Raw genomic sequence first — 21,855 nt, 5'->3', positions numbered from 1 at the left:
ATACCATTTCGGCTTAAATGGTTGGAGGCGGAGAAACGGAGGCAGGTCATGAGACGGTTGCTGGCGGTGGCAGGACTGGTGACGACGCTGTTCGGATGTCAGCCCGAGGCGCAGACGGATCCGAACCTGGCGGCGCAGGCCCAGGGCGCGACGAACGTGCCGGGGCTCTACGTCGTCTTCAACCAGCCGGACAACACGGGCACGCGCGACTACCGCATCAAGGATGAGATTGCCCGGCTCATCGAGAACAGCCCCAAGGGTTCGTACATCCGCATCGCGATGTTCCTGTGGACGACGGACCACCTGAACGCGGCCATCAAGTCAGCGCTGTGCCGGGGCGTCATCGTGCGGCTGGTGGTGGACGAGCAGAACGGCGGCGCCGCGTCGGAGTTCGCCTCCGGCGGCGTCATCCATGACCTGAGCAGCTACGTGCCCCCGGCGGCGACGTGCCCGGACGGCTTGAGGCTGGAGCTCACGCGGTGCAACGGCACGGGCGCGGGCAGCGCGTGCATCGCGGGCTTCGACCGGTCGGGCACCATCATGCACGACAAGATCTTCACCTTCTCCACCACCACGGATCCGCAGGGCAACCGCATCCAGCGCGTGGTGGTGCAGGGGTCGTGGAACAACACCTACTCCCAGAACAACTACTGGAACGACATGGTCGTCAGCTACGAGGACTGGGACTGGTACGACTACTGGGTCGGCTACCACAACGACCTGCGCGCCGGCACGAAGACGACGGACTACTACAACCCTTCCACGGGCCAGGGGTACTACAGCTCCCCCAACGCGCCGTGGACCGCGTACTTCTTCCCGCGCACGGGCAACGACAACGAGCTGTCCAGCGACACCGTGACGAACAACTTCACGGACTACATCAAGACGGCCGTGTCGGGCTGCACGCTGGACGTGAACCAGAACCACTTCAACGACAGCCGCGCCATCGTGGCCACGGAGCTGGTGCGCATTGGCAAGCTGGGCTGCCGGGTGCGCGTGCTCTACACGGACATGGACGCGGGCATCAAAACGAAGCTGAGCGGCGCGACGAACATCACGATCCGCCAGCTCTACGACGCCTCCGCCAACAACGTGAAGACGAGCGACGGCACGCCGCGCGAGGTCCTCACGCACAGCAAGCACTTCGTCTACTCGGGGAACTTCAACGGGACGGTGCGCAAGATGGTGCTGACGGGCTCGCACAACCTGTCCAAGAACTCGCTGCGCTACAACGACGAGAACCTGGTGAAGTTCTACTCGGACACGCTGTGGCAGGCGTACCACGACAACTTCGAGAAGGGCTGGGCGCAGGCTCTCAGCGACGGCTGAAATGAAACGGGGACGGCGCCTTTCGCGGCACCGTCCCCTTCCCTGCTCGCGCTTCAGCGCCAGCTCAGGACTTGAGCTCCGGACGCGGCGCGGGCGTGTTCTCCGCGGGTGCCGAGGCATTGGCCTGCGCGGTCTGCTCCTCAATCCGCTGCACGACTTTATTGAGCGGCGGCGTGTGGGTGCCGGACGGGTGCTCCGTCTGGGCCCGGCGCGCCTCGCGCTCCTTGTAGCGGCGGATCGCGGGGGCCATGATCTCCCCGATCAGCGTCCGGTAGTCCATGCCCGCGCCCTGGGCAATCAGCACCAGGTCGCTCCAGCCGGGCGTGAGGCCGGGCAGCGGGTTGCACTCGATGAAGTAGATGCGCCCCTTGTCGTCCATGCGGAAGTCGATGCGCGCCACGTCGCGGCACCCCAGCGCCATGAACGAGTTGCGCGCCGCCGTGCGCAGCTTCTCCAGGAGCGCGGGCTCGATCTTCGCGGGCGCGTCGTAGCGGATGCGGTCCGTCCAATCCAGCTTGTGCTGGAAGCTGTAGACCGGGTTCTTCTCCGCCTTGTCCAGGAAGACGATCTCCATGGGCGGCAGCACGCGCGGACGCCGCTCGCCCAGGAGGCCCACCGTGAACTCGCGGCCGCCGATGTACTCTTCAATCAGTGCGGGCTGCTGGTACTTGCCGGCGATCTCCTTCACCACGTCGCGCAGCTCCGCCTCCGAGTAGCAGACGCTCTTGGTGACGACGCCCTTGGAGCTGCCCTCCGCCACCGGCTTCACGATGAGCGGGAAGGTGGTGAACTCCTTGTTGAGGCGCTCCTTGCCCGTGACCATCAGCTGGAAGTTGGGCGTGAGGATGCCCGCCTGACGGACGATCTTCTTCGCCAGCGCCTTGTCCAGCGCGAGCGACAGCGTCGCCGGATCAGAGCCCGTGTACGGGATGTCCAGGAGCTCCAGCATCGCGGGCACCTGGCTCTCGCGGTTGCGGCCCTTGAACCCCTCCGCGATGTTGAAGACGACGTCCAGCGGCGTGCTGGAGAGCACCGTGGGCAGCTCCGCCGTGGCCTCCAGGTCGATGACCTCGTGACCCCACGACGCGATGGCCTCGCGGATGGCCTGGAGGGTGTTGGGCGAGTCGTACTCGGCCTCGCTGTCCTCCTGCACCGTCTCCGCCGTGGCGCTGGGCTTCACGCGCTTCACGTTGAAGCTGAAGCCCACGCGCAGCGGCCCGGACTTGCGCGCGGGCCTGCCCTGGCGGCTCTTGTTGTCGCGGATCTTGTGACGCTTGCCCGCGCTCTGGATGATGGAGTTGATGACCCCGTCCAGGTGCAGCCCCTCCAGCTCCGCGGCGGCGTAGATGCCCGCGCCCGGCTCCAGGCTGGGCAGCGCGTTGATCTCCAGGAAGTACGGCACGCCCGCGTCGGACACACGGAAGTCCAGCCGGCCCAGGTCGCGGCAGTCCAGCACCTGGAGGATCTTCTGCGCCATCTTGCGGACGTCCTCGGACATCTTCGCCGGGATGTTCGCGGGCGCGCGCACGGACACGGACTTCTCCCGGCGCGTCTTCAGCTCGTAGTCGTAGATGGCGTACTTGCGGCCCTGGGACGCCTCCGGGTCGATGACGTACTCCACCGGCGCGAGCACGCCGTCGAAGTCGTTGTCCACCGCGGCCAGGAACGGCACCGTGAGGTCGCGCCCGCTGATGTACTCCTCCACCAGCACGCCCGCCGGGTACTTCTCCAGCGCCTTCGCGACCTTCTCGCGCACCTGCTCCAGCGTCTCCGCGACGGAGTCCTGGGTGATGCCCTTGGAGGAGCCCTCGAAGTTGGGCTTCACGATGACGGGGAAGCGCAGGTTCTCCGGCTGCAGCTCGCTGAGCTTCTCCACGTACTGCCAGCCCGGCGTGCGGATGCCGTGCTTGGAGAGGATCAGCTTCGTCAGCTGCTTGTCCAGCGTGAGCGCCAGCGCGTACGCGTCCGAGCCCGTGTACGCGAAGCCCAGCTCGTCGAAGAGCGCCGGGTAGAACGCCTCACGGAAGCGGCCCCGGCGGCCTTCGGCCGTGTTGAAGATGAGGTCCGGGCTGTACGCCTCCAGGCGGGCGACGGTGCGCGACGCGGGGCCGCTCACCTCGAAGCGCTCCAGGCGGTGGCCCAGCCGCTCGATGGCTCCCGCCAGCGTGTTCACCGTCTCCTGCGTGTCGAACTCCGCCTCTTCTTCCGAGTCCGAAAGCCGCAGGTTGTAGGTCAGCGCGATGCGCATGGCTTACCCCGTCTCCCTTTCCTGAATGCCTTGCCGCGGCGCACCTTCGCCGCCGACATCAAACGACCCGGGGCGCGCGTCGCGGCCACCGGCGTGCGGGCTGCAACCGTCGCGCCCGCGACAACCTTCCCGTCCACCACCTGTGTCTGCGCCCAGGTGTCCCCCAGCCGCAGGCCCAGCGGATCGCACAGCACGCGCCAGGCCTCCACGCCGCCAATCACCACGAAGCCCGCCAGGGCGGCCACCACGCCAAGCGGCTCGGGCATCATCCCCAGCAGCACCACCAGCGCGAGCGGCGCGTTGCGCAGCGTGCTGTCGCGGTGCCGCGCGGCCGAGCGCGTGGGCAGGTGCATCACCTTCACGCCGAAGATGCGCTTGCCCACGCTCTGCCCCTGGAGCATCCCGTCCGCGAGCAGCAGGAACAGCAGCGCCACCACCGCGCCCGCCGCGCCGCACACCACGTACAGGCCCCAGGCCACCGCGCAGTCCACCACGCGCGCGCCCAGCCGCAGGAGCAGCGACGCCTTCGGGTAGGGAGAATCCGGCTCCGCGTCCTCCTGCACCAGCCGCAGCACGCGGGGAGCGCCGCGCTCCGTCGCCATGAGGCTGCGTTCGGGGGCGGCGCTCACTCCTCGGGCTCCAGCGTGAGGCCCTCTTCGGTGGGCTCCGGCTCGTCCAGCCCGGCCAGCTTCGCCAGCCGCTCGTGCGCGGACAGCGGGTGGACGAAGGGCACCACCGTCTGCGCGTGCTCCCCGGCGTGCTCCGCCGCCAGCTGCGCGGTGGGGCTGCCCGTTTCCGACATGCGCAGCAGCTTCTGCCGCGCGTCGTCCTCGTCGTGCCGCGCGGCCTCGCCTTCGCGGGTGAAGAAGACGAAGGCCATGGCCGGGCGCTTGGAGGACTCGCGCATCGCGAACTGCACGCCGTCCAGGTTCCAGCCCTTGGCCGTCCACTCGTTCAGGGTGCGCTCCAGCGCGCCCTCGTCCACCGTGGACAGCTCCACCACTTTGTACTGCAACGGCCCGGGCTCACGGACCACCGGAGCGCGGCCCTTGCCGGGGCGCTGGGACGCCCCCTTCCGGGCGGTCGTCCGAGAGGTGCCACGTCGGGGCGGAGGCTTCTCGGTCCTGCGTCCGGGCCGCTTCTTCTGGGTGGGCATCGTTGTGGGGACCATTTGGGCGCAAGCGGCGGAAGCGATCAAGCCTCCCGCCGCGAGCAGGCGCCCGGGGTGTCGCCTAGAGGAGCTTGGCCGCTTCCAGGGCGTGGTAGGTGATGATCAGATCGGCCCCGGCCCGCTTGATGGAGGTGAGGACCTCCATCATCACGCGCTCGTAGTCCACCCACCCGTTCTGCCCGGCGGCCTTGAGCATCGCGTACTCGCCGGAGACGTTGTACGCGGCGAGCGGCAGGTCGAAGTTCTCGCGCAGCGCGCGGATGACGTCCAGGTACGACAGCGCCGGCTTCACCATGATGAAGTCCGCGCCCTCGTCCACGTCCAGCGCCGTCTCGCGGATGGCCTCGCGCACGTTGCCGGGGTCCATCTGGTAGCCGCGGCGGTCGCCGAACTGCGGCGTGCTCTGCGCGGCCTCCCGGAACGGACCGTAGAAGCCGGAGGCGTACTTCGCCGAGTACGCCATGATGGGCGTGTCCTGGTGCTTCACCTCATCCAGCGCCTTGCGGATGGCGCCGATGCGGCCGTCCATCATGTCCGACGGGGCGATGATGTCCGCGCCCGCCTGCGCGCAGGTGACGGCCATCTGCGCCAGCAGGGGCAGCGTGGCGTCGTTGGCCACGTGGTTGCCGTCCAGCACGCCGCAGTGGCCGTGGTCGGTGTACTCGCACAGGCACACGTCCGCGATGACCTGGAGGTCCGGCTCCGCCGCCTTGATCTCCCGGATGGCGCGCTGGACGATGCCGTCCGTCGCGTACGCCTGGGTGCCGCGCGCGTCCTTGTGGTCCGGGATGCCGAAGAGGATGACGGAGGGCACGCCCAGCGACTTCGCGAGCTTCGCCTCCTTCACCGCGTGCTCCAACGAGAGGTTGAAGATGCCCGGCATGGAGGAGATGGGACGGCGCACGTCCCGGCCTTCCACGACGAACAGCGGGTAGATGAAGTCCGTGGGCGAGAGGCGCGTCTCTCTCACCATGTCACGGAGGGCCGCGGAGCGGCGCAGCCTGCGGGGACGGTGGACGGGGTGGGCCATGGGTCGCCGGTATAAACCGCCCGGCCCCGCGCTTCACCCCTTCCGCGTCCCCAAACCGCCTGCTCAGCCGGCGACGGGGCGCCAGGTCAGCTGATGGCGGCGCGAATCGCGCGCCATGCGGTCGGCCCGCCGCCCGGCCAGGTCCGCCTCGTACAGCGCCCGGGCGTAGCGCACGCGCGCTGCCTCGGTCCCGGTGTGCAGCTCCCGCTCCGCGGCCTCCAGCTCACGGCGCGCGTCCTGAAGCTGCTGCTCGGTCCCGTTTGCCCACGTCATGCCCATGTCTCCTGTGTGGTGTGGCCGCGGGGGGTTGGCTTTCAGGTCCCGCGGGTCGCTCCCCAGGCATTGCAGGGCCTGGACCAGGGACACCGTTGGAACCCCCAGGAGCGCAACGCCCGGGAATGACGGGGTTTCGCGCCGCGCCACGTGCGCTCCGAGTGCGCAAGGCGTTTCCCAGCGGCGCGAATGCGGGAACGCGGTGGGAAACCCGCATGCAGGGCCGCCCGTCCCTCCCCCAGGTGCCATGCGGGTGCAATCATCGTCCCGCCGGGTCGTCTACAGTCACGACCGTGACGACCCCACCTCCCGCCCTTGAAGTGCAGGGCCTGCGAAAAACGTATCGCCGAGCCTTCGGACGTGGCGGCCATGAAGCCCTCCGGGGCATGGACCTCCACGTCCCGGCGGGCAGCGCGTTCGGGCTGATTGGCCCCAACGGCGCGGGCAAGACGACCTTCATCAAGAGCGTGCTCGGCATCGTGCGGCCCAGCGCGGGCACGGTGCGCGTGCTGGGCGGGTCCCCGGAGGATCCGGCCATCCGCGCGCGCATCGGCTACCTGCCGGAGCGGCTGCACCTGCCCGGCACGTGGAAGTCCCCCGCGTTCCTGGCCACCGTGGCGCGCCTCAAGGGGCTCAAGGCCGACGCGGGCGCGCACGCGAAGCTGCTGGAGCGCGTGGGCCTCTCGGACGCGGTGGACCGGCGCATCGGTGGCTACTCCAAGGGCATGCGGCAGCGGCTGGGGCTGGCGGCGGCGCTGCTGGGTGAGCCCGCGCTGCTCGTCCTGGACGAGCCCACGGACGGCATCGACCCCATGGGCCGGCTGGAGGTGCGCCGCATCCTCCAGGAGGAGGTCCAGAAGGGCGTGACGCTGTTCCTCAACTCGCACCTGCTGGCGGAGACCGAACGCGTGTGTGACCGCGTGGCCATCCTCGCGGACGGGCGCGTGCTGCGCGAGGGACGGCTGGAGGAGCTGGCGAAGGCGGGGGCGCGCTGGCGCGTGCGCTTCGCCCCCGGCGCGGACGCGGCGGCGCTGGCGTCCGAGGGCTTCGTGCCGGCCGGGAGTGGCCGGGAGGAAGGCGTGTACACGGTGGACGCGGCGGACGTGGCGGTGCTCAACGCGGCGCTGGACAGGGCGCGGTCGCGAGGCGCGCTCCTGACGGAGCTCAAGCGCGAGGGCGCGGACCTGGAGGCGGTGCTCGTGGGCGCCGTGGGCGGGCCGGGGGTGGCGGCATGAAGAGCCCCGTCTTCGTCATCGCGGGGTACGTGCTGCGCGAGGCGGCGTCGCGCAAGTTCATCCTGGCCTTCATGGTGGGGCTCACGCTGGTGCTGGCCACCGTGGCGCTCAGCCTCAAGCTGGAGGTGGTGGACGGGGCGCTCGCGGCGACGCGCCTGTTCGGCGAGGTGATGCGCTCGAACATCATGTCCGTGGACGTGGCGCTGCGGCCCGTCTACCGCGCGGCGGCGTACCTCGTCTTCTACGGCGGCATCCTCTTCGGCATCGTGGCGTGCTCGGACTTCGCGCCGGGGATCCTGTCGCCCGGCCGCATCGAGCACCTGCTCGCCCTGCCCCTCCAGCGCTGGCACCTGCTGGCCGGCACGTTCCTGGGCGTGATGACGCTGGCGCTGGGCGGCACGGTGTACGCCGCGGGCGGGCTGACGCTCATCTTCGGGGTGAAGGCGGGATACTGGACGCTGGGGCCGCTCATCGCCGGGGGCCTGGCGTGCGTGGGGTTCGCGGCGGTGTACGCGGTGATGCTCACCACGGCGACGCTGGTGCGCAGCGCGGCGCTGTGCTCCGCGGCGGGCTTCGTGCTGCTGGTGGGCGGCATCCTCGCGGGCTTCCGCGCGGACGTGTCGCGCTACCTGGAGGCGGGCTTCGGCCGCACGGCGTTCGACGCGGTGACGCTGGTGCTGCCCCGGCTGTCCGCGCTGGCGTCGCGCGCGGCGGACCTGGCCAGCTCCACGCCGCTGGAGAAGGGCTCGCTGGGGATGTTGCTGGGCGGCGTGCTGGTGTTCGGACTGGGAGCCCTCTCCGTGGGCTTCTGGCACTTCGAGGGAAAGGACTGCTGAGTCATGGAATCGCGCGGGCGCAGGAGGGTGTGGCTCTTGGGGGCGCTGCTGTTGTTCGCCGCGGGCGCGGTCCTGATGTTCACGGGCCAGGGCGACACGCCGCCGGCCGAGGCGAAGGACGTGGCCTTCCCCAGGCGCATGCGGGGTGAGGACCTGGCGCGCGCTGAGAAGCGGCGCACCTGGGTGATGCCCGCGGTGGTGGACGCGGGGGTGGCCGCGCCCGTGAAGCCGCGCGACCCGCTGCTCGCGGCGCTGCCCCGGGGGCCGGGCCGCACGGCGGTGGTCATCGAGGCGAACGCGCTGCGCTACTCGCCCGTGGGCGAGCTGCTCATGGACTGCCTGCTGCGCGACGGCGGCAAGAACCTGGAGCAGTTCAAGGCGATGAGCGGCGTGGATCCGCTCCAGGACCTGGACCGGCTGGTCGTCACCGACGAGGGCGTCATCCTGTCCGGCGACTTCAGCAAGGCGAAGTACCAGGAGCTTTTGGGCGAGCGCGTGGCGTCCGACCACGGCCCGGGCGCGCGCGTGTACGAGCCGGGGGACACGACGTTCACCCTGCCGGACGGCGGCACGCAGCGCGGCCGGATGGACACCGCGGTGGGCACCTGGAACAACCAGATGCTGGTGTTCGGCAAGTCGCCGGACTCCGTGAAGACGGTGCTGGACAGGATGGACGGGCGCGGCGTGGAGGACGGGCCGCCGCTCTTGGATGAGAACAGCACCTACGGGGAGATGTACGGCGTGCTCGCGGTGGAGCAGCTGGCGCGGATGCTGGGGCCGGATCAGGCGGAGCTGGCGAAGCAACTGACGGACGTGGCCCAGAACGTGGAGCTGCACCTGGACACCAGCGGCGACGTGGCCATGGTGGCCAACGTGACGGGCCTGGACGCGGAGAAGATGACGGACCTGGGCAAGTCCCTGGGCGGCGCGCTGTCCATGGCGCGCATGAAGGCGCAGGCGGAGGGCAAGGAGGACCTGGCGCAGCTGCTGGACTTCGCCAAGGTCCGGCCGGACGGCTCGTCCTTCAAGCTGGAGCTGGCGGTCCCCCTGGCCACCATCCAGGAGCAGCTCGCCTGGTGCCGGACGGAGCGCCAGGCCGCCGAGCTCGCCAAGCCGGCGCCGTAAGAGCAGGCAGGCCTCGCTTCACTGTTTTCCACAGGACAGGCTTCACGGGATACTGCGGCCCGACAGGGAGCCGCGACCCACCACGGGCGGGTCGGGCGCGGGCTCCTCGAGGGTCTGATGAACACACGCGTCGGGAGGGTGGCTCCCCTCCTCTTCGGTTCGGGGCTTTGCGCACTGGTCTACCAGACGGTGTGGCTGCGGGAATTCCGCCTCATCTTCGGGGCCTCGACCGCCGCGTCAGCCGCGGTGCTCGCCATCTTCATGGCGGGGCTGGGATTGGGCAGCGCGCTCCTGGGCGCGCGGGCGGACCGGCAGGCGCGGCCGCTGGCCTTCTACGCGAACCTGGAGCTGCTCATCGCCGCGAGCGCCGCGCTGAGCCCCTTCCTCGTGGAGGCGGTGCGCGCCATCTACATCGCCCTGGGCGGCACGCCGGTGATGGGCCTGGGCCTGGGCACCGTCGTGCGGCTGGTGCTGTCGCTGCTGGTGCTCGCGGTGCCCACGGTGCTCATGGGCGGCACGCTCCCGGCCGCCGCGCGCGCGGTGCTCTCCGACGCGGATCCGCACCGCCGCGACCTGGCCCTGCTCTACGGCATCAACACCCTGGGCGCCGTCACGGGCGCGGCGGCGTCCACGTTCCTCCTGCTGGAGGTGATGGGCAACCGCTCCACGCTCTGGGCCGCGTGCCTGCTCAACGCGCTCGTGGCCATCATCGCGCGCTCCGTGAGCCGCTCCATGGAGTCCGACGCTCCGGCCACGCCCGCGGCCGCCACGCCGGCCCCCGCCGCCGAGCCCGCGGCGCCCGCGCCCGTGGCCGCTGCCGCCGTGGCGGACGCGGGAGCCCTGCCGCCCCGGGGCTTCGTGCTCGTGGCCGCCGCGGTGGTGGGCTTCGCGTTCCTGCTGATGGAGCTGGTCTGGTACCGGATGCTGGGGCCGCTGCTCGGCGGTACCACCTTCACCTTCGGCCTCATCCTCGCCCTGGCGCTGCTGGGCATCGGGCTGGGCGGCAGCGCGTACACCGTCTTCTTCCGCCACCGCGCCGCCACGCTCCAGGGCTTCGCGCTCACCTGCGCCGCGGAGGCCGTGCTGATGGCCGTGCCGTTCGCGCTGGGGGACCGGCTGGCCATCCTCGCCGCGCTGCTGCGTCCGCTGGGCGGCCTGGGCCTGAGCGGCATGGCGCTGGGATGGACGTTCATCGCCTCCATCGTGGTGCTGCCCGCCGCGTTCGTGTCCGGCGTGCAGTTCCCGCTGCTGCTCGCGCTCATCGGGCGGGGCCGGCAGGGCGCCGGCCAGCAGGTGGGCCAGGTGTATGCGTGGAACACGGGCGGCTCCATCGTGGGGTCGCTCGCGGGCGGCTTCGGGGTGATTCCGCTGCTGACCGCGCCGGTGACGTGGCAGGCCGTGGCGGGCCTCCTCGCCGCGCTGGGCCTGGGCGCCGCGGTGCTCTCCTTCCAGCGGGAGCGCCAGCGTGGCGCGCTGGTGATGCCGGTGATGGCCACCGTCCTCGCCGTGCTGCTGCTCACCGCGCAGGGCCCCACGGCCGTGTGGCGCCACTCGGGCGTGGGCGCGGGCCGCTCGGGGCTGCACGAGCCCGACACCCAGGAGATCGACCGGTTCGAGAACGCCCGGCGCGCCGGTGTCGTCTGGGAGCACGAGGGCGTGGAGAGCAGCGTCGCGCTCGCGGATGACGACGGCCTCAGCTTCATCGTCAACGGCAAGGTGGATGGCAACTCCATTGGCGACGCGCCCACCCAGGTCATGTCGGGGCTCGTCGGCGCGCTGCTGCACCCGGCGCCGCGCACGTCGCTCGTCATCGGCCTGGGCACGGGCAGCACCGCGGGCTGGCTGGGCAAGGTGCCGGACATGGAGCGCGTGGACGTGGTGGAGATTGAACCCGCCATCCTGGAGGTCGCGCGCCGCTGCCACGCGGTGAACGCCGACGTGATGAACAACCCGAAGGTGCACACCTCCTTCGGCGACGCGCGCGAGGTGCTGCTCACCACGCCCCAGCGCTACGACATCATCTTCTCCGAGCCGTCCAACCCGTACCGGGCTGGCATCTCCAGCCTCTTCACCCGCGAGTTCTACCAGGCGGCGAAGCAGCGGCTGGCCGAAGGCGGCCTGTTCCTGCAGTGGCTCCAGGCCTACGAGGTGGACGCCCTCACCGTGCAGAGCGCCTATGCCACGCTGTCCTCGGAGTTCACGGCGGTGGAGACCTGGCAGACGCTGAGCGGCGACCTGCTGCTCGTCGCCTCCATGCAGCCGCAGACCTACGACCTGCCCGCCCTGCGCCGCCGCATCGCCCAGGAGCCCTACCGCTCCGCGCTGCGCTCCGTGTGGCGGACGGATGAGATGGAGGGCGTGCTGGCGCACTTCGTCGCGACCCCGGCGCTGGCGAAGCGCGCGGCGGAGGACGGCGCGGAGATGATCAACACGGACGACCTGTCCTCCATGGAGTTCGCCTTCGCGCGAAGCCTGGGCCGGACCGCCTTCTTCTCCACGCTGGACCTGCGCGCCGCGGCGCGGCGGCTGGGGGCGGACCGGCTGTCCTTCACGGGAGGCACCCCGGACTGGAACCGCGTGGAGGAGCTGCGCGTGTGGCTGGGGTACAACGCCCCCGGCCCCATGTCCGAGCAGGTCCGTGTCTACAGGGACTTCGTCAGCGCCGCGCTGGCGGGCCAGGACGCCGCGGTGCTGGCCCAGTGGGAACGCGTCAAGCATGAGCCTCGCGGCCCGCGCGAGCAGTACACGCTGGCGCGCGCCCTGGTGATGACCGGCCACACGGAGGCGCTCGCGTCCTTGCGGTCCCTGCGGGAGAGCCTCCCGACGGAGGCGGAGATGCTGGAGGCCCTGTACCTGACGGCCCAGCAGCAGGACGCCGCGGCGGCCGCGAGCCTGGAGCGCGCGTTCGCGCGGCTGCGTGAGGATCCCTGGCCGGCGGGGCCGCTCATCGAGGCGGCCCTCGACACCTCGCTCCGGCTGGGCGCGCGTTCACCGGAGCTGGCCCGGCGGTTCTACACGGCGCTCGAGCAGCCCTTCGCGGCCAGCGTGGCCACCGCCCATCGGAAGTTGATCCGCGCGAAGCTCGCGGTCGCGGCGGGAGGCATGCAGATGTGCGCGGAGGGCCTCGCCCCCCTGGAGCCGTACGTCCCCTGGAACCGCGCCCTGCTGCTGGCGCGCGCCGAGTGTTATGCCCAACGGGGCGACCCCCGGGCGGAGGTGGCGCGCGAGGACCTGGAGCGCTTCCTGGCCCAGGTGCCCACGCCCTTCCTGGGAGACGTCGAAGCGGCGGAGGCCCCCACGCACGAGGCGCGGGAGCAGACGCCGCCGCAGGCCGAGGAGACGAAGTAGGTCCGGTCCGCGGCCCGGCGCTTCAGGGCGCCGGGCGCGGGCTCTTCGCCTTCGCCTGGGGACGCCCCGGACGCCAGCCGAGCACCACGCGGCCATACGGGGTGGGCCCCATGTCCAGTCCGGGGACCTTCAGGCTTTCGCGCTCGCGGTCCAGCAGCGCGTAGTCGTTGATCAGCGACAGGCCCACCGACGAGCTCAGCCACAGGTCGCGGCCCAGGTGGACGTTCACGGTGGGGCCCACGCGGACCTGCGTCTCGCGCAGGTAGCTGGCGCCCGCGGCCTGCATCTGGGGTTCGAAGCGGGTGCGGAGCACCTGCATGTCCAGCGCGCCCACGAGCCCCAGCTCCACCGTGTCACCCAGCTTGCGCAGTAGCGTGAGCCGGGGCAGGCCCACCTCCAGGACGTACGGGCCCCGGTTGTAGGTCAGGCTCAGCATGGGCACCACCGGCAGCTTGTCGAAGGGCCACAGCGCGACCACGCCGAACGTCAGCCCGAAACCGGGCGCGTCCCCCAGCTGGTAGTTGGCCATCGCGAACGCCACCCACGACGTGTCCAGCGCCAGGTCGAAGGAGGACTGGAAGTCCGTGCGGGTACTGGCCGTGACGCCCGTGACGAGCAGCCAGCGCGGCGCCAGGGGCCGGACGGCCGTGAGCCCCACCTGGATGCGGTGGAACTGCCGATCCACCGTGTCGTCCTCCAGGGCGGGCGCGGACGCGCCCATCCACCGCGTCTCGTAGCCCACCGACGGCAGCAGGTACGTGCGCCCCAGGACGAGCGGCGGCAGCGGCACGCGCAGCTCCAGCGTCCGCCGCTCCTTGATGCGGGTGCCTCCCGCGTCCAGCGAGCCGCCTCCGGAGAGGCCGTACCCCAGATAGAGCCGGTCCGCCTGCGTCTGCGCCCGAGCGCTGGAGCCCAGCAGCAGCGCCGCCACGGCCCAGCAGCCCAGGACCGGGGCCAGGTCCCGGAGCCGCCACCGCACGGCGCGACGGAAGTCCACGCGCATCACCACCCTGCCTTCGCAAGACGGGGCGGCCGGTCCCGGCCCCGAGGCCGGGGAGTGTACCCCGCCCTGCCCCACTCCGGGTGAAACGAAAGCGTGCCTGTGCGTCAGCCCACCATCGCGGTCACTTCGTCCGTGAAGGCCTGATCCTCGTCCGCGTGAACCACGAGCGGCGGCAGCACGGTGAGGTCCGCCCGGCCGCCCTTCACCGCGTGGAGCAGCACCAGCTTCGCCGGCCGGTCCGCGCGCGGGTGCACCATGCGCACCGTGCGCGGCTCCAGCTGCTGCGTGCGCAGCACCGACACCAGCTCGCTGAAGCGCGACGCCGGGTACACCATGCACAGCCCGCCCCGGGGCACCAGCAGGTAGGCCGCCGCGCGCACCACGTCCGGCAGCTCGCAGGCGATCTCATGCCGCGCGAGCGCCTTCTCCAGCGACAGGTTGCTCTGGCCCGCGGTGCGCGCGCGGTAGGGCGGATTGCACAGCACGTGGCCGAAGCTGCTCGCGGGGAACGTCTCCGCCACGCGCCGCAGGTCGCCCTGCACCAGCGTCACCGCGCCCTCGCAGCGGTTGAGGTACACGTTGCGCTCCGCCAGGGAGAACAGGCCCGGCTGCAGCTCCAGCGCGGTGATGTCCGTGCGCCCCAGCCGGCGGGTCAGCACCAGCGGGATGATGCCGCACCCGGTGCCCAGGTCGAGCAGCCGCCCCCGGTGCGCGCCCGCCTCGAACACCGCGAAGTGCGCCAGCAGCACGGGGTCCAGCGTGAAGCGGTAGCCCAGCCGCCGCTGGAGCACCTGCACCTCGCCGCCGCAGATGGCGTCGAGCGTCTCCCCCGGGCCCGGCTCCAACCGCAGCCGCACCCGATGGGGCCAGTCCTGCGCGGTGCCGGTCAGCGCACGCACACGGGGGGCCGTCAGACTTCGGGATCCAGGAAGAGCAGGCCCGCGGGCACGCGCGGCTCCACGCGCAGGGTGCGCGGCGGCAGCGTGGCCTGGGCCTCCATCACCGCCCGCACCTCCCACACCGGCGGCGGGTTGAGCGCGAAGCCCGCCTGGAACGTGCCGGCCTCCACCCCCGCCACCAGCGCATCCAGCCCGTGCACCGGGAAGACTTGAGGGTGTCCGGACGCCTCCGGCTCCTGGATGCCCAGCACCGTGCGCAGCACCAGCGCGTTGAGCAGCGCCAGGTCCAGGCTGCGCAGCGTGGGGTTTCGCGGAGCGCCCTTCAGGTGCGCCAGATCCAACCCCTGCCGGAAGCGCAGGATGCGGCCCCGTCCGCCCGGCAACACCAGCAGCACCGCGTGCTGGCCGGGCACCAGCGTGGCCAGCCGCTCGCGCGCCGCCGCCAGCCCCTGCGGCGTGGTGAGCGGCGAGTCCAGCTCCGTCACGCGCGCGTAGGCGGACACCAGGGTGAGGAACGTCTCCTCCTGGAAGGTCTCCACGCCCTTGAGGGCACGGTGGATGGGGCACAGCTCCAGGCCCGGCTCGGACAGGGGCACCACCGCCGCCAGCGTCTGGCCCTGTTCGCTCAGCGCGGCCAGGGGCCGCATGGGGGCCTCGTCCAGCACCGCCTGCAGGCGCTTGGACACCGGGGACGGTTCGATGCGCAAGAGCGACACCGGGCTGCCGTCGTAGTGGCCCTTCCAGACGGAGATGCCGCGCTCGGCGGCCTCGGCCAGCAGGGCCCGGAGCGCGCCGTGATCATCCGCCACCAGCGTGACGGCGGGCTCCACCTCCCACGCGCGGGGCCGGTAGGGGTCCTGCTCCAGCGAAGGCACCGCGTCCGGCGTCAGCGCGCACAGGAGGTAGCGCACCGGAGGGCCGGAGAACCGGCCCGCGGGGCCGTGCAGCTCCACGACGTAGAGGGAGGGACGCGCGTCCTTCAACAGCCCGCCCGAGTCCCGCATCCGGCGCAGCTCCGCGCTCGGGTTCGCGGCCTCCAGCAGGGGCCGCACGTGCGTGGGCAGCGGGGCCGCGTTTCCGCGAGGAGGACCGTCCCCGGGCTCCAGCGAGGAGCCCAGCGAGGTCAGGAGGGCCGAGAACGGGAGGACGCGCGCCATACCGGGGAAAGGTGATGCCGCCCTCCCCCGCGCGCCATGACGCCTGCCCGCCCGTCCGCCAGGCCGTCTACCACCAGACGTTCTTGTAGGGCCGGTCCTTGGCACTGCGCAGGGCGGACCGGTCCACGCTCTCCTCCCACAGCAGGCTCACGGTGGTGATGGCGCCCGCGGAGCCCAGGAAGGACAGCACGTAGGGCGTGGACTGGTTGAAGCCGCCCAGCACCAGGCCGGAGATGAGCAGCACCGCCGCGCCCACGCCTCCACCGAAGAGGTCCGCGCGGAGGATCTGCGACGCCGTCGGGTTGTAGCGCATGGTCGCCAGGGCCAGCACGCCCGCGCCCACGCCCGGGGAGATGAGCAGCATGTCCTTCCACGTCTTGCCGGAGATGGACGTGCCGGAGAAGTGCACGATGGCGAGGAACAGCGCGCTGTACGCCGCCGCCCAGCCCGCGCCGGAGGCCACCAGCAGGCCGTCCGCGAGCGGCAGCTGCCCCCCGCCGATGCCCGCCGTCAGCCACGCGCCCAGCTCCGCGCCCAGGAACGCGGCCCAGGTGAGCACGCCCGAGTCCTGGGTGATGAGGTCCATGAAGCCCGCGAGGAACATGCCGCCGATCCCCGAGTTGAGGACGGTGAAGTTCGCCATGGGGGTGTCAACCCAGTTGTTGAACTGCCACCACGCGGAGGCGCCGAAGCCCAGGCCCGCGCCGATGAGCGTGCCCGCGAGCATCGACTCGCGCGAGCTGCGGTCGAAGTTGAAGTCCTTGGAGAACGCCTGCGTGAAGAAGCCGCCCAGCGCGCCCAGGGCCGTGTGGTGCAGCACGAAGCGCATGCTGCCGGGACCGGACAGGAACGGCCCCCGGCGGCGCTGGCCGTCCAGGAACACGCCGGTGTCCTCCGGCGGCGGACGCAGGCGAGAGGCCGCGGTGGCGGTCTCGTCCCGCGTGGACTCCTGGCGCACGCCGGAGGGCCCTTCCGTCAACGGGGCCTGCGGCTCGGTGCGCAGGCGGTCCGGCTCCGGCGGCGCGAGGGGCGCGTCGCTCGGGGGCGCCTGCGTGTCCTCCGGGCTCGTCCCCGGCGCGGCCTGCGTGGGCGGATACGCGTCCGTGTCCGACGGCTGCGCGGGAGGCGGCTGTCCGTAGGCGTCGTTGGAGGGCGCCACGGGCCGAGGCTCCTCCTGCGGCACTTGCGGCTCGGCTTGCGAGGACGGCGCCGGGTACATGCCCGGCGCGGGCGGAGGCGGCGGCTGGGGCGCCGGGTACACGCCCGTGCCTCCCGCCTGCGCCAGCGCGAGGCCTGGCAGCATCAGCGCGACCGCGAGGACGGTGACAGGGAGGTTCCAGGTTCGACGGTGTGACACGCGTGGGGCTCCTTGGGTCCGGCCGTCCGGCAGAAAACCACAACCCGTGCGGGCGTGTTGGTTTTCCGCCGCGCGTCGAAGATTCTCGCGGGCCCATGCCCGAAGGCCTCTCGTGGTCCGAACTCGGCGTCGACTCCGCGCGCATCCAGGCGGTGAACGACGCGCCCTTCCCCCAGGGACAGCGCGACTTCGTCCTCTACTGGTGCATGGTGAACCATCGCTGGGAGGAGAACCACGCGCTGGACGCGGCCATCGCGCTGGGCAACCACCTGGGCCTGCCCGTCGTCGTCTACCAGGCCATCCGCCCGGACTACCCCTACGCGTCGGAGCGGCTCCACGCGTGGGCGCTGGAGGGCATGGCGGACATGGCGAAGGGCTGCGCCGCGCGCGGCCTGCCGTACTGGCTGGAGCTGCCGCGCACGAAGAAGGAGCACAAGCCGAGGCTCGCGAGCCTGGGCCGGCGCGCGGCCGCCGTCGTGTCGGACCTGTTCCCCACGTACATCATCCCGGGCCACCTGCGCGGCGCGGCGAAGGCGCTGCGCGTGCCGCTCATCGCCGTGGACGCGTCCTGCGTGGTGCCCATGCAGCGCATCCCCGCGGCCCAGGTGGGCGCGTACGCGCTGCGCCCCAAGCTGCGCAAGCTGTGGCCGGAGTACCTGGAGCGCGTGGTGCCCAAGCGCAAGCCGCGCGTGTCCGGCGCGAAGCTCCAGCCGGACTTCGAGCTGTCCGACGCGGTGAAGGCGCGGGCCGCGCTGGACACGTTCGCGCTGGATCATTCCGTGAAGCCCCTGGCCGAGCGCGGCGGACGCAAGGCGGGCCTCAAGGCCCTGGACGCGTTCCTCCACGAACGGCTGGAGGGCTACGACACCGGCCGGAATGATCCGGGCCTGGGCCAGCAGTCCAACCTGTCGCCCTACTTCCACTGGGGGAACCTCTTCCCGGGAGAGGCGGCGCGCGCGGCCATCGCGGCGAAGGGCAAGGACCACCCGGCGGTGCAGTCCTTCGTGGAGGAGCTGCTCGTGCGCCGCGAGCTGGGCTTCAACTACTGCTTCCACACGCCCGGCCCGAAGCAGCTGAGCGTGGACTCCCTGCCTCCCTGGGCGCGCGAGACGCTGTCGCGCCACCGGAAGGATCCGCGCCCGCACCTCTACTCCTTCGAGGACCTGGATCAGGGCCGCACGCAGGACGCGCTCTGGAACGCGTCCCAGCGCGAGCTGCGGGAGCGCGGGCGGATCCACAACTACCTGCGCATGCTCTGGGGAAAGAAGATTTTGGAGTGGAGCCCCACGCCGGAGGAGGCGCTGGTCCGCATCTCCAGGCTCAACGACACCTACGCGGTGGACGGGCGCGACCCCGCGAGCGTCTCCAACTTCATGTGGGTCCTGGGGCTGCACGACCGGCCCTTCCAGGAGCGCCCGGTGATTGGAAAGGTGCGACCCATGAGCTCGCCACGCACCGCGGAGAAGTTCGACCTGGGGCCGTACCTGGCGCGCTGGGGCAGCCCGCCCGGGACGCCCGAGCCCGGCACGGCGAAGGCGGGGAAGCCCCGCCGCAAGGCCGCCCGGTAGGCCGCCGGTGGACATCCCCCCGAAGACGGCGGTTCCCTTTCCGGCCCGGTGTCACTAAACCGCTCGGACGCACCCTTTTCGCGCAAACAGGAGTCACCCCATGGGCATGTTGAAGTTCGAGGTCCCCCACAACCTTCCCAAGGACGAGGTCAAGAAGCGCGTCGAGCAGCTGCTGCAGTACTGGGGCAGCAAGTACGGCGTGAAGTCCGACTGGCAGGGCGACGAGGGCGCGAAGCTCGCCGGCAAGGTCATGGGCATCAACCTGGACGCCAGCTTCGTCATCACGGACAAGACCGTGTCCGGTGAGGGCACCGACCCGGGCATGCTCCTGCGCGGCCAGGCGAAGACGTACCTGCAGAAGAAGTTCAGCGCGGTGCTGGATCCGTCCAAGAGCCTGGATCAGGTGAAGGGCAACCTGGACTGACTCATCCGCCGTGCGCCGGGCCTCTTCTTTCAGCCCGGCTGCTCCTCCAGCGCGGCCAGCGCATAGCGGGCCGCGCGGGAGATGGACTCCGCGGAGTCGAGCATCTCCGGGTAGTGCCCCGCCAGCGGGCGCTGCGGATACTTCAGCTGCGCGACGGCGTTGCGGTAGCTGCGCCGGGCCGACTCGAAGTCCTGCGTGCGCTCCTGCACCTGGGCCAGCAGGTAGTGGCCAATGGCCAGCGTGGGCTCCAGGAACAGGGCCTTGGCCAGCTCGGAGCGCGCCTCCGCCAGGCTCCCCGCCTGCATCGCCGCCACCCCGCCGAAGATGCGCGCCTCCACGCACAGCGGCTCGCGCTGGAGCGCCTGCCCGAACGTGTCGCGCGCCTCGTTGATGCGCCCGGTGAGCGAGTACAGGTTGCCCAGCGTCAGGAGCGCGTCCAGGTCGGAGGGCTCGTCCACCAGCAGGCGCTTCACGCCCTCGATGGCGCCAGGGAAGTCGCCCTCCCCCATCTTGCGCACGGCCATGTTGAGGCGCTCCGCGGGAGGCAGCAGCTGCGGCCACGAACCGCTGGGGCGCGCGGGCGCCGCTTCCGCCAGGGGCCGCGACGCGGGCGGCTCCACGCGCACCGCCGCGAAGGTGCCGGTGGGCCGGTCCGTGGGACGGCGCGGAGGCTCCGCGGTACGGGGCGGCTCGGGACGGATGGAGGGGAACTCGCCGGTGCGGGTCGGCTCCGGCCGGAACGCGGGGAACTCCCCGGTGCGGCGCCCCGCCAGCGGGCCTACCGAGGGCAGCTCCGTGGTGGGCCGGCGCACGAGCGAGTCCGGAGCCCGGACACTGGACGTATCAGGGGACGCGCCCGCCGCGCGCAGCTTCGCGGCGGCCTCCGCGTTGGCCTGCAGCCGCTGGCGCAGCTCCACGGCGAAGGACTCCGGGCTGCCCGGGCGCGGCTCCGTCACCATGGGCGCCAGGGGCGGCGGCGGACGGGGCCGCTCACCCAGCGGGCGCCGGTACACGAACGCGCCGTCCACTTCGATCATCTCGAAGCGGTCGTAGACCTTGAACAGGCTCTCCGAGTACCCCAGGAACAACAGCCCCCCCGGGCGCAGCGCCGCGAGGAAGCGGTCCATCAGCCCGCGGATGGTGGGCAGGTCGAAGTAGATGATGACGTTGCGGCAGAGGATGAGATCCAGCGACGCGGGCGCCACCTTGTCGAACACCGGCGCGGCCAGGTTCTGGCCATCGAAGCGGATGTACTCGCGCAGGATGGGCGACGCCTCGTAGCCGTCCTCCACCTGCCGGAAGAAGCGCTTCAGCCGCTCCGGGCCAATGGCCATCGCGCGGCGCGTGGAGAATCTCCCCTGCCGCGCGGCCTCCACCGCGGCCAGGTTCAGGTCGGTGGCCCACAGGTCCACCTCCACCGCCAGCGCGCCCAGCTCCGCCATCACCAGCGCCAGGCTGTAGGGCTCCTCGCCCGTGGCGCAGCCCGCGGACCAGATGCTCACCTTGCGCATCTCGCGCCGCGCCCGCGCGAGCAGGTCCGGCAGCACGCTCTGCTCCAGCGCGCGGAACTGCTTCGCGTCGCGGAAGAACTCCGTGTGCCCCACCGTCACCAGCGGCAAGAGCGAGCGCAGCTCCTCCTCGCCGCTCGCGCTCGTCAGCTTCTGCAGGTACTTCTCCGGGTCGCTCAGGCCCAGGACGGGCATGCGCGTGGACAGCGCGAGCCGCAGGCTGTGGTAGCCATCCAGGGTGATCTTCAGCCCCGCGCGCTCCAGGAGGAGCGCGGACAGCTGCTGGAGCACCTTGTTGCCGACGTTCAGCACGCGTCCACCCACTGCACGAGCGTCGGTGCGATGACGTCCAGCGGCAGCACCTGCTGCGCCGCGCCCAGGAGCACCGCCTCGCGCGGCATGCCGTAGACGACGCACGTGGCCTCGTCCTGCGCGATGGTACGCCCTCCCCGCTCGCGAATCTCCTTCAGCCCCCTGGCGCCGTCGCGGCCCATGCCCGTCAGGATGACGCCGATGCACCGCTTGCCGAAGGCCTCCCCGGCTGAAGTGAGCAGCATGTCACACGAGGGCCGGAAGCCCCGCAGGGCAGGGCCTGTATCCAGTTCCAGACGGCCGTCCGGCTTCACCAGCAGATGTCCTCCCGATGGGGCGATGTACACCGTGCCCGGCTCCATCCACGCGTCGTGCGTCGCCTCGACGACGCGCAGCGCCGTCTCCGTGGACAGCCAGTGCGCCAGGCCTTCCGTGAAGCCCTGGCTGATGTGCTGACAGTAGGCGATGGGCGCGGGGAAGCCGCGCGGAATCATCCGCAGCACCTGCGCCACGGCCTTCGGCCCGCCCAGCGAGGCGGCCAGCGCCACCAGGGGGAACGGCGCGGTGGGCCCCTCCAGCGCCGGCCGCGACGCCTTGGGCGAGGAGGGCGGCGAGCGCACGCCCTTCACCTGCGACAGCATCACCAGCTTGCGGTTGACGGCGTGCCAGAAGTCCGGGCCCGGCGTCATGGGCCGGTCCATCACGTCCAACGCGCCCAGGGCCAGCGCCTGGAACGCCTGCTGTCCGGTGAGCACGCCCGGGTGCAGCGCGAGGATGGGCGTGGGGCGCACGGCCATGATGCGCTCGATGGCGCCCAGCGCCTCCGAGGAGATGAGGTCCACCAGGAGCACGTCCGGGAAGTGCCTGCGCACCACCCCTTCCGCGCCCACGAAGTCCGCTTCCGGCGGGCCTACGGCCACCAGCGACTCGCCGTCGAAGAGCCCGCGCACCAGCCCGCGCAGGCCCCGCCCCACCAGGAGTACCCGGAACGCGAGTCCCGTCACCGCCGTGCCGCCGCCCACGAGAGGCTCC

The 21,855-nt window shown here is 71.7% G+C and carries 18 protein-coding genes; 7 read left to right on the top strand and 11 right to left on the bottom strand.

Annotated elements, in window-relative coordinates:
- The first annotated feature begins 48 nt into the window (after positions 1-48).
- Positions 49-1,329: a phosphatidylserine/phosphatidylglycerophosphate/cardiolipin synthase family protein gene (locus NR792_RS06455; RefSeq protein ID WP_375759186.1), complete on the top strand. Its 1,281-nt coding sequence runs from the start codon at positions 49-51 to the stop codon at positions 1,327-1,329.
- Positions 1,330-1,393: 64 nt separating this feature from the next.
- On the opposite strand, the gene NR792_RS06450 is transcribed toward NR792_RS06455, so the two are convergent.
- From NR792_RS06450 to NR792_RS06430, 5 genes are all read right to left on the bottom strand, one after another.
- On the bottom strand, positions 1,394-3,577 hold the full coding sequence (locus NR792_RS06450; RefSeq protein ID WP_375759185.1) for an ATP-grasp domain-containing protein: 2,184 nt from the start codon (positions 3,575-3,577) through the stop codon (positions 1,394-1,396).
- Complete coding sequence (locus NR792_RS06445) at positions 3,562-4,179, bottom strand: RDD family protein (protein ID WP_375761578.1); 618 nt, start codon at positions 4,177-4,179, stop codon at positions 3,562-3,564. Before NR792_RS06445 ends, NR792_RS06450 begins: the two co-directional genes overlap by 16 nt.
- A gap of 23 nt (positions 4,180-4,202) precedes the next feature.
- The gene (locus tag NR792_RS06440; RefSeq protein WP_375759184.1) at positions 4,203-4,592 is read right to left on the bottom strand and encodes a hypothetical protein; all 390 of its coding nucleotides are present in this window, start codon (positions 4,590-4,592) and stop codon (positions 4,203-4,205) included.
- Positions 4,593-4,809: 217 nt separating this feature from the next.
- A complete protein-coding gene (gene hemB, locus NR792_RS06435; protein WP_120529206.1) occupies positions 4,810-5,778 on the bottom strand; it encodes a porphobilinogen synthase in 969 nt (322 codons plus the stop codon).
- 63 nt (positions 5,779-5,841) lie between these two features.
- Positions 5,842-6,051 (bottom strand): hypothetical protein, encoded by a 210-nt coding sequence (locus NR792_RS06430; protein ID WP_375759183.1) that lies wholly within the window; start codon positions 6,049-6,051, stop codon positions 5,842-5,844.
- Positions 6,052-6,437: 386 nt separating this feature from the next.
- Between NR792_RS06430 and NR792_RS06425 the strand changes: the two genes are divergently transcribed.
- The 4 genes from NR792_RS06425 to NR792_RS06410 all read left to right on the top strand — a co-directional run bounded on the left by NR792_RS06425 (position 6,438) and on the right by NR792_RS06410 (position 12,595).
- Positions 6,438-7,286 carry an ABC transporter ATP-binding protein gene (locus NR792_RS06425; protein ID WP_375759182.1) on the top strand — a complete coding sequence of 283 codons (849 nt, stop codon included), beginning with the start codon at positions 6,438-6,440 and terminating at the stop codon, positions 7,284-7,286.
- Positions 7,283-8,122 carry a hypothetical protein gene (locus NR792_RS06420; protein ID WP_375759181.1) on the top strand — a complete coding sequence of 280 codons (840 nt, stop codon included), beginning with the start codon at positions 7,283-7,285 and terminating at the stop codon, positions 8,120-8,122. The genes NR792_RS06425 and NR792_RS06420 overlap by 4 nt, the downstream gene beginning before the upstream one ends.
- A gap of 3 nt (positions 8,123-8,125) precedes the next feature.
- Entirely contained in the window at positions 8,126-9,247 is a 1,122-nt protein-coding gene (locus tag NR792_RS06415; protein WP_375759180.1) for a hypothetical protein, read from the top strand.
- 117 nt (positions 9,248-9,364) lie between these two features.
- The gene (locus tag NR792_RS06410; RefSeq protein WP_375759179.1) at positions 9,365-12,595 is read left to right on the top strand and encodes a fused MFS/spermidine synthase; all 3,231 of its coding nucleotides are present in this window, start codon (positions 9,365-9,367) and stop codon (positions 12,593-12,595) included.
- Between the two features lie 22 nt (positions 12,596-12,617).
- On the opposite strand, the gene NR792_RS06405 is transcribed toward NR792_RS06410, so the two are convergent.
- The 4 genes from NR792_RS06405 to NR792_RS06390 form a co-directional block, all read right to left on the bottom strand.
- Positions 12,618-13,598 (bottom strand): DUF6268 family outer membrane beta-barrel protein, encoded by a 981-nt coding sequence (locus NR792_RS06405; RefSeq protein WP_375759178.1) that lies wholly within the window; start codon positions 13,596-13,598, stop codon positions 12,618-12,620.
- A 104-nt stretch (positions 13,599-13,702) separates the two neighbouring features.
- Positions 13,703-14,497, bottom strand: coding sequence for a tRNA1(Val) (adenine(37)-N6)-methyltransferase (locus NR792_RS06400; protein WP_375759177.1), 795 nt, complete (start codon positions 14,495-14,497; stop codon positions 13,703-13,705).
- 11 nt (positions 14,498-14,508) lie between these two features.
- Positions 14,509-15,654 (bottom strand): DUF1015 family protein, encoded by a 1,146-nt coding sequence (locus NR792_RS06395; protein WP_375759176.1) that lies wholly within the window; start codon positions 15,652-15,654, stop codon positions 14,509-14,511.
- A gap of 67 nt (positions 15,655-15,721) precedes the next feature.
- Positions 15,722-17,011, bottom strand: coding sequence for a hypothetical protein (locus NR792_RS06390; protein ID WP_375759175.1), 1,290 nt, complete (start codon positions 17,009-17,011; stop codon positions 15,722-15,724).
- Positions 17,012-17,106: 95 nt separating this feature from the next.
- Here NR792_RS06390 and NR792_RS06385 point away from each other — a divergent pair, with 95 nt between their 5' ends.
- Both NR792_RS06385 and NR792_RS06380 read left to right on the top strand, forming a co-directional pair.
- Complete coding sequence (locus tag NR792_RS06385) at positions 17,107-18,579, top strand: deoxyribodipyrimidine photo-lyase (RefSeq protein ID WP_375759174.1); 1,473 nt, start codon at positions 17,107-17,109, stop codon at positions 18,577-18,579.
- Between the two features lie 100 nt (positions 18,580-18,679).
- Positions 18,680-19,003, top strand: a complete 324-nt coding sequence (locus NR792_RS06380) for a polyhydroxyalkanoic acid system family protein (protein ID WP_207056473.1) — start codon at positions 18,680-18,682, stop codon at positions 19,001-19,003.
- Between the two features lie 29 nt (positions 19,004-19,032).
- On the opposite strand, the gene NR792_RS06375 is transcribed toward NR792_RS06380, so the two are convergent.
- Both NR792_RS06375 and NR792_RS06370 read right to left on the bottom strand, forming a co-directional pair.
- On the bottom strand, positions 19,033-20,823 hold the full coding sequence (locus tag NR792_RS06375; protein ID WP_375759173.1) for a CheR family methyltransferase: 1,791 nt from the start codon (positions 20,821-20,823) through the stop codon (positions 19,033-19,035).
- Positions 20,817-21,845: a chemotaxis protein CheB gene (locus NR792_RS06370; protein ID WP_375759172.1), complete on the bottom strand. Its 1,029-nt coding sequence runs from the start codon at positions 21,843-21,845 to the stop codon at positions 20,817-20,819. Before NR792_RS06370 ends, NR792_RS06375 begins: the two co-directional genes overlap by 7 nt.
- Positions 21,846-21,855 lie beyond the last annotated feature (10 nt).

Source organism: Corallococcus exercitus (genome assembly GCF_042231735.1).
GTDB classification, from domain to species: Bacteria; Myxococcota; Myxococcia; order Myxococcales; family Myxococcaceae; genus Corallococcus; species Corallococcus exercitus_B.
Note: the sequence above shows the minus strand (reverse complement) of the source record. Positions and strands in the feature narration are given on the sequence as shown.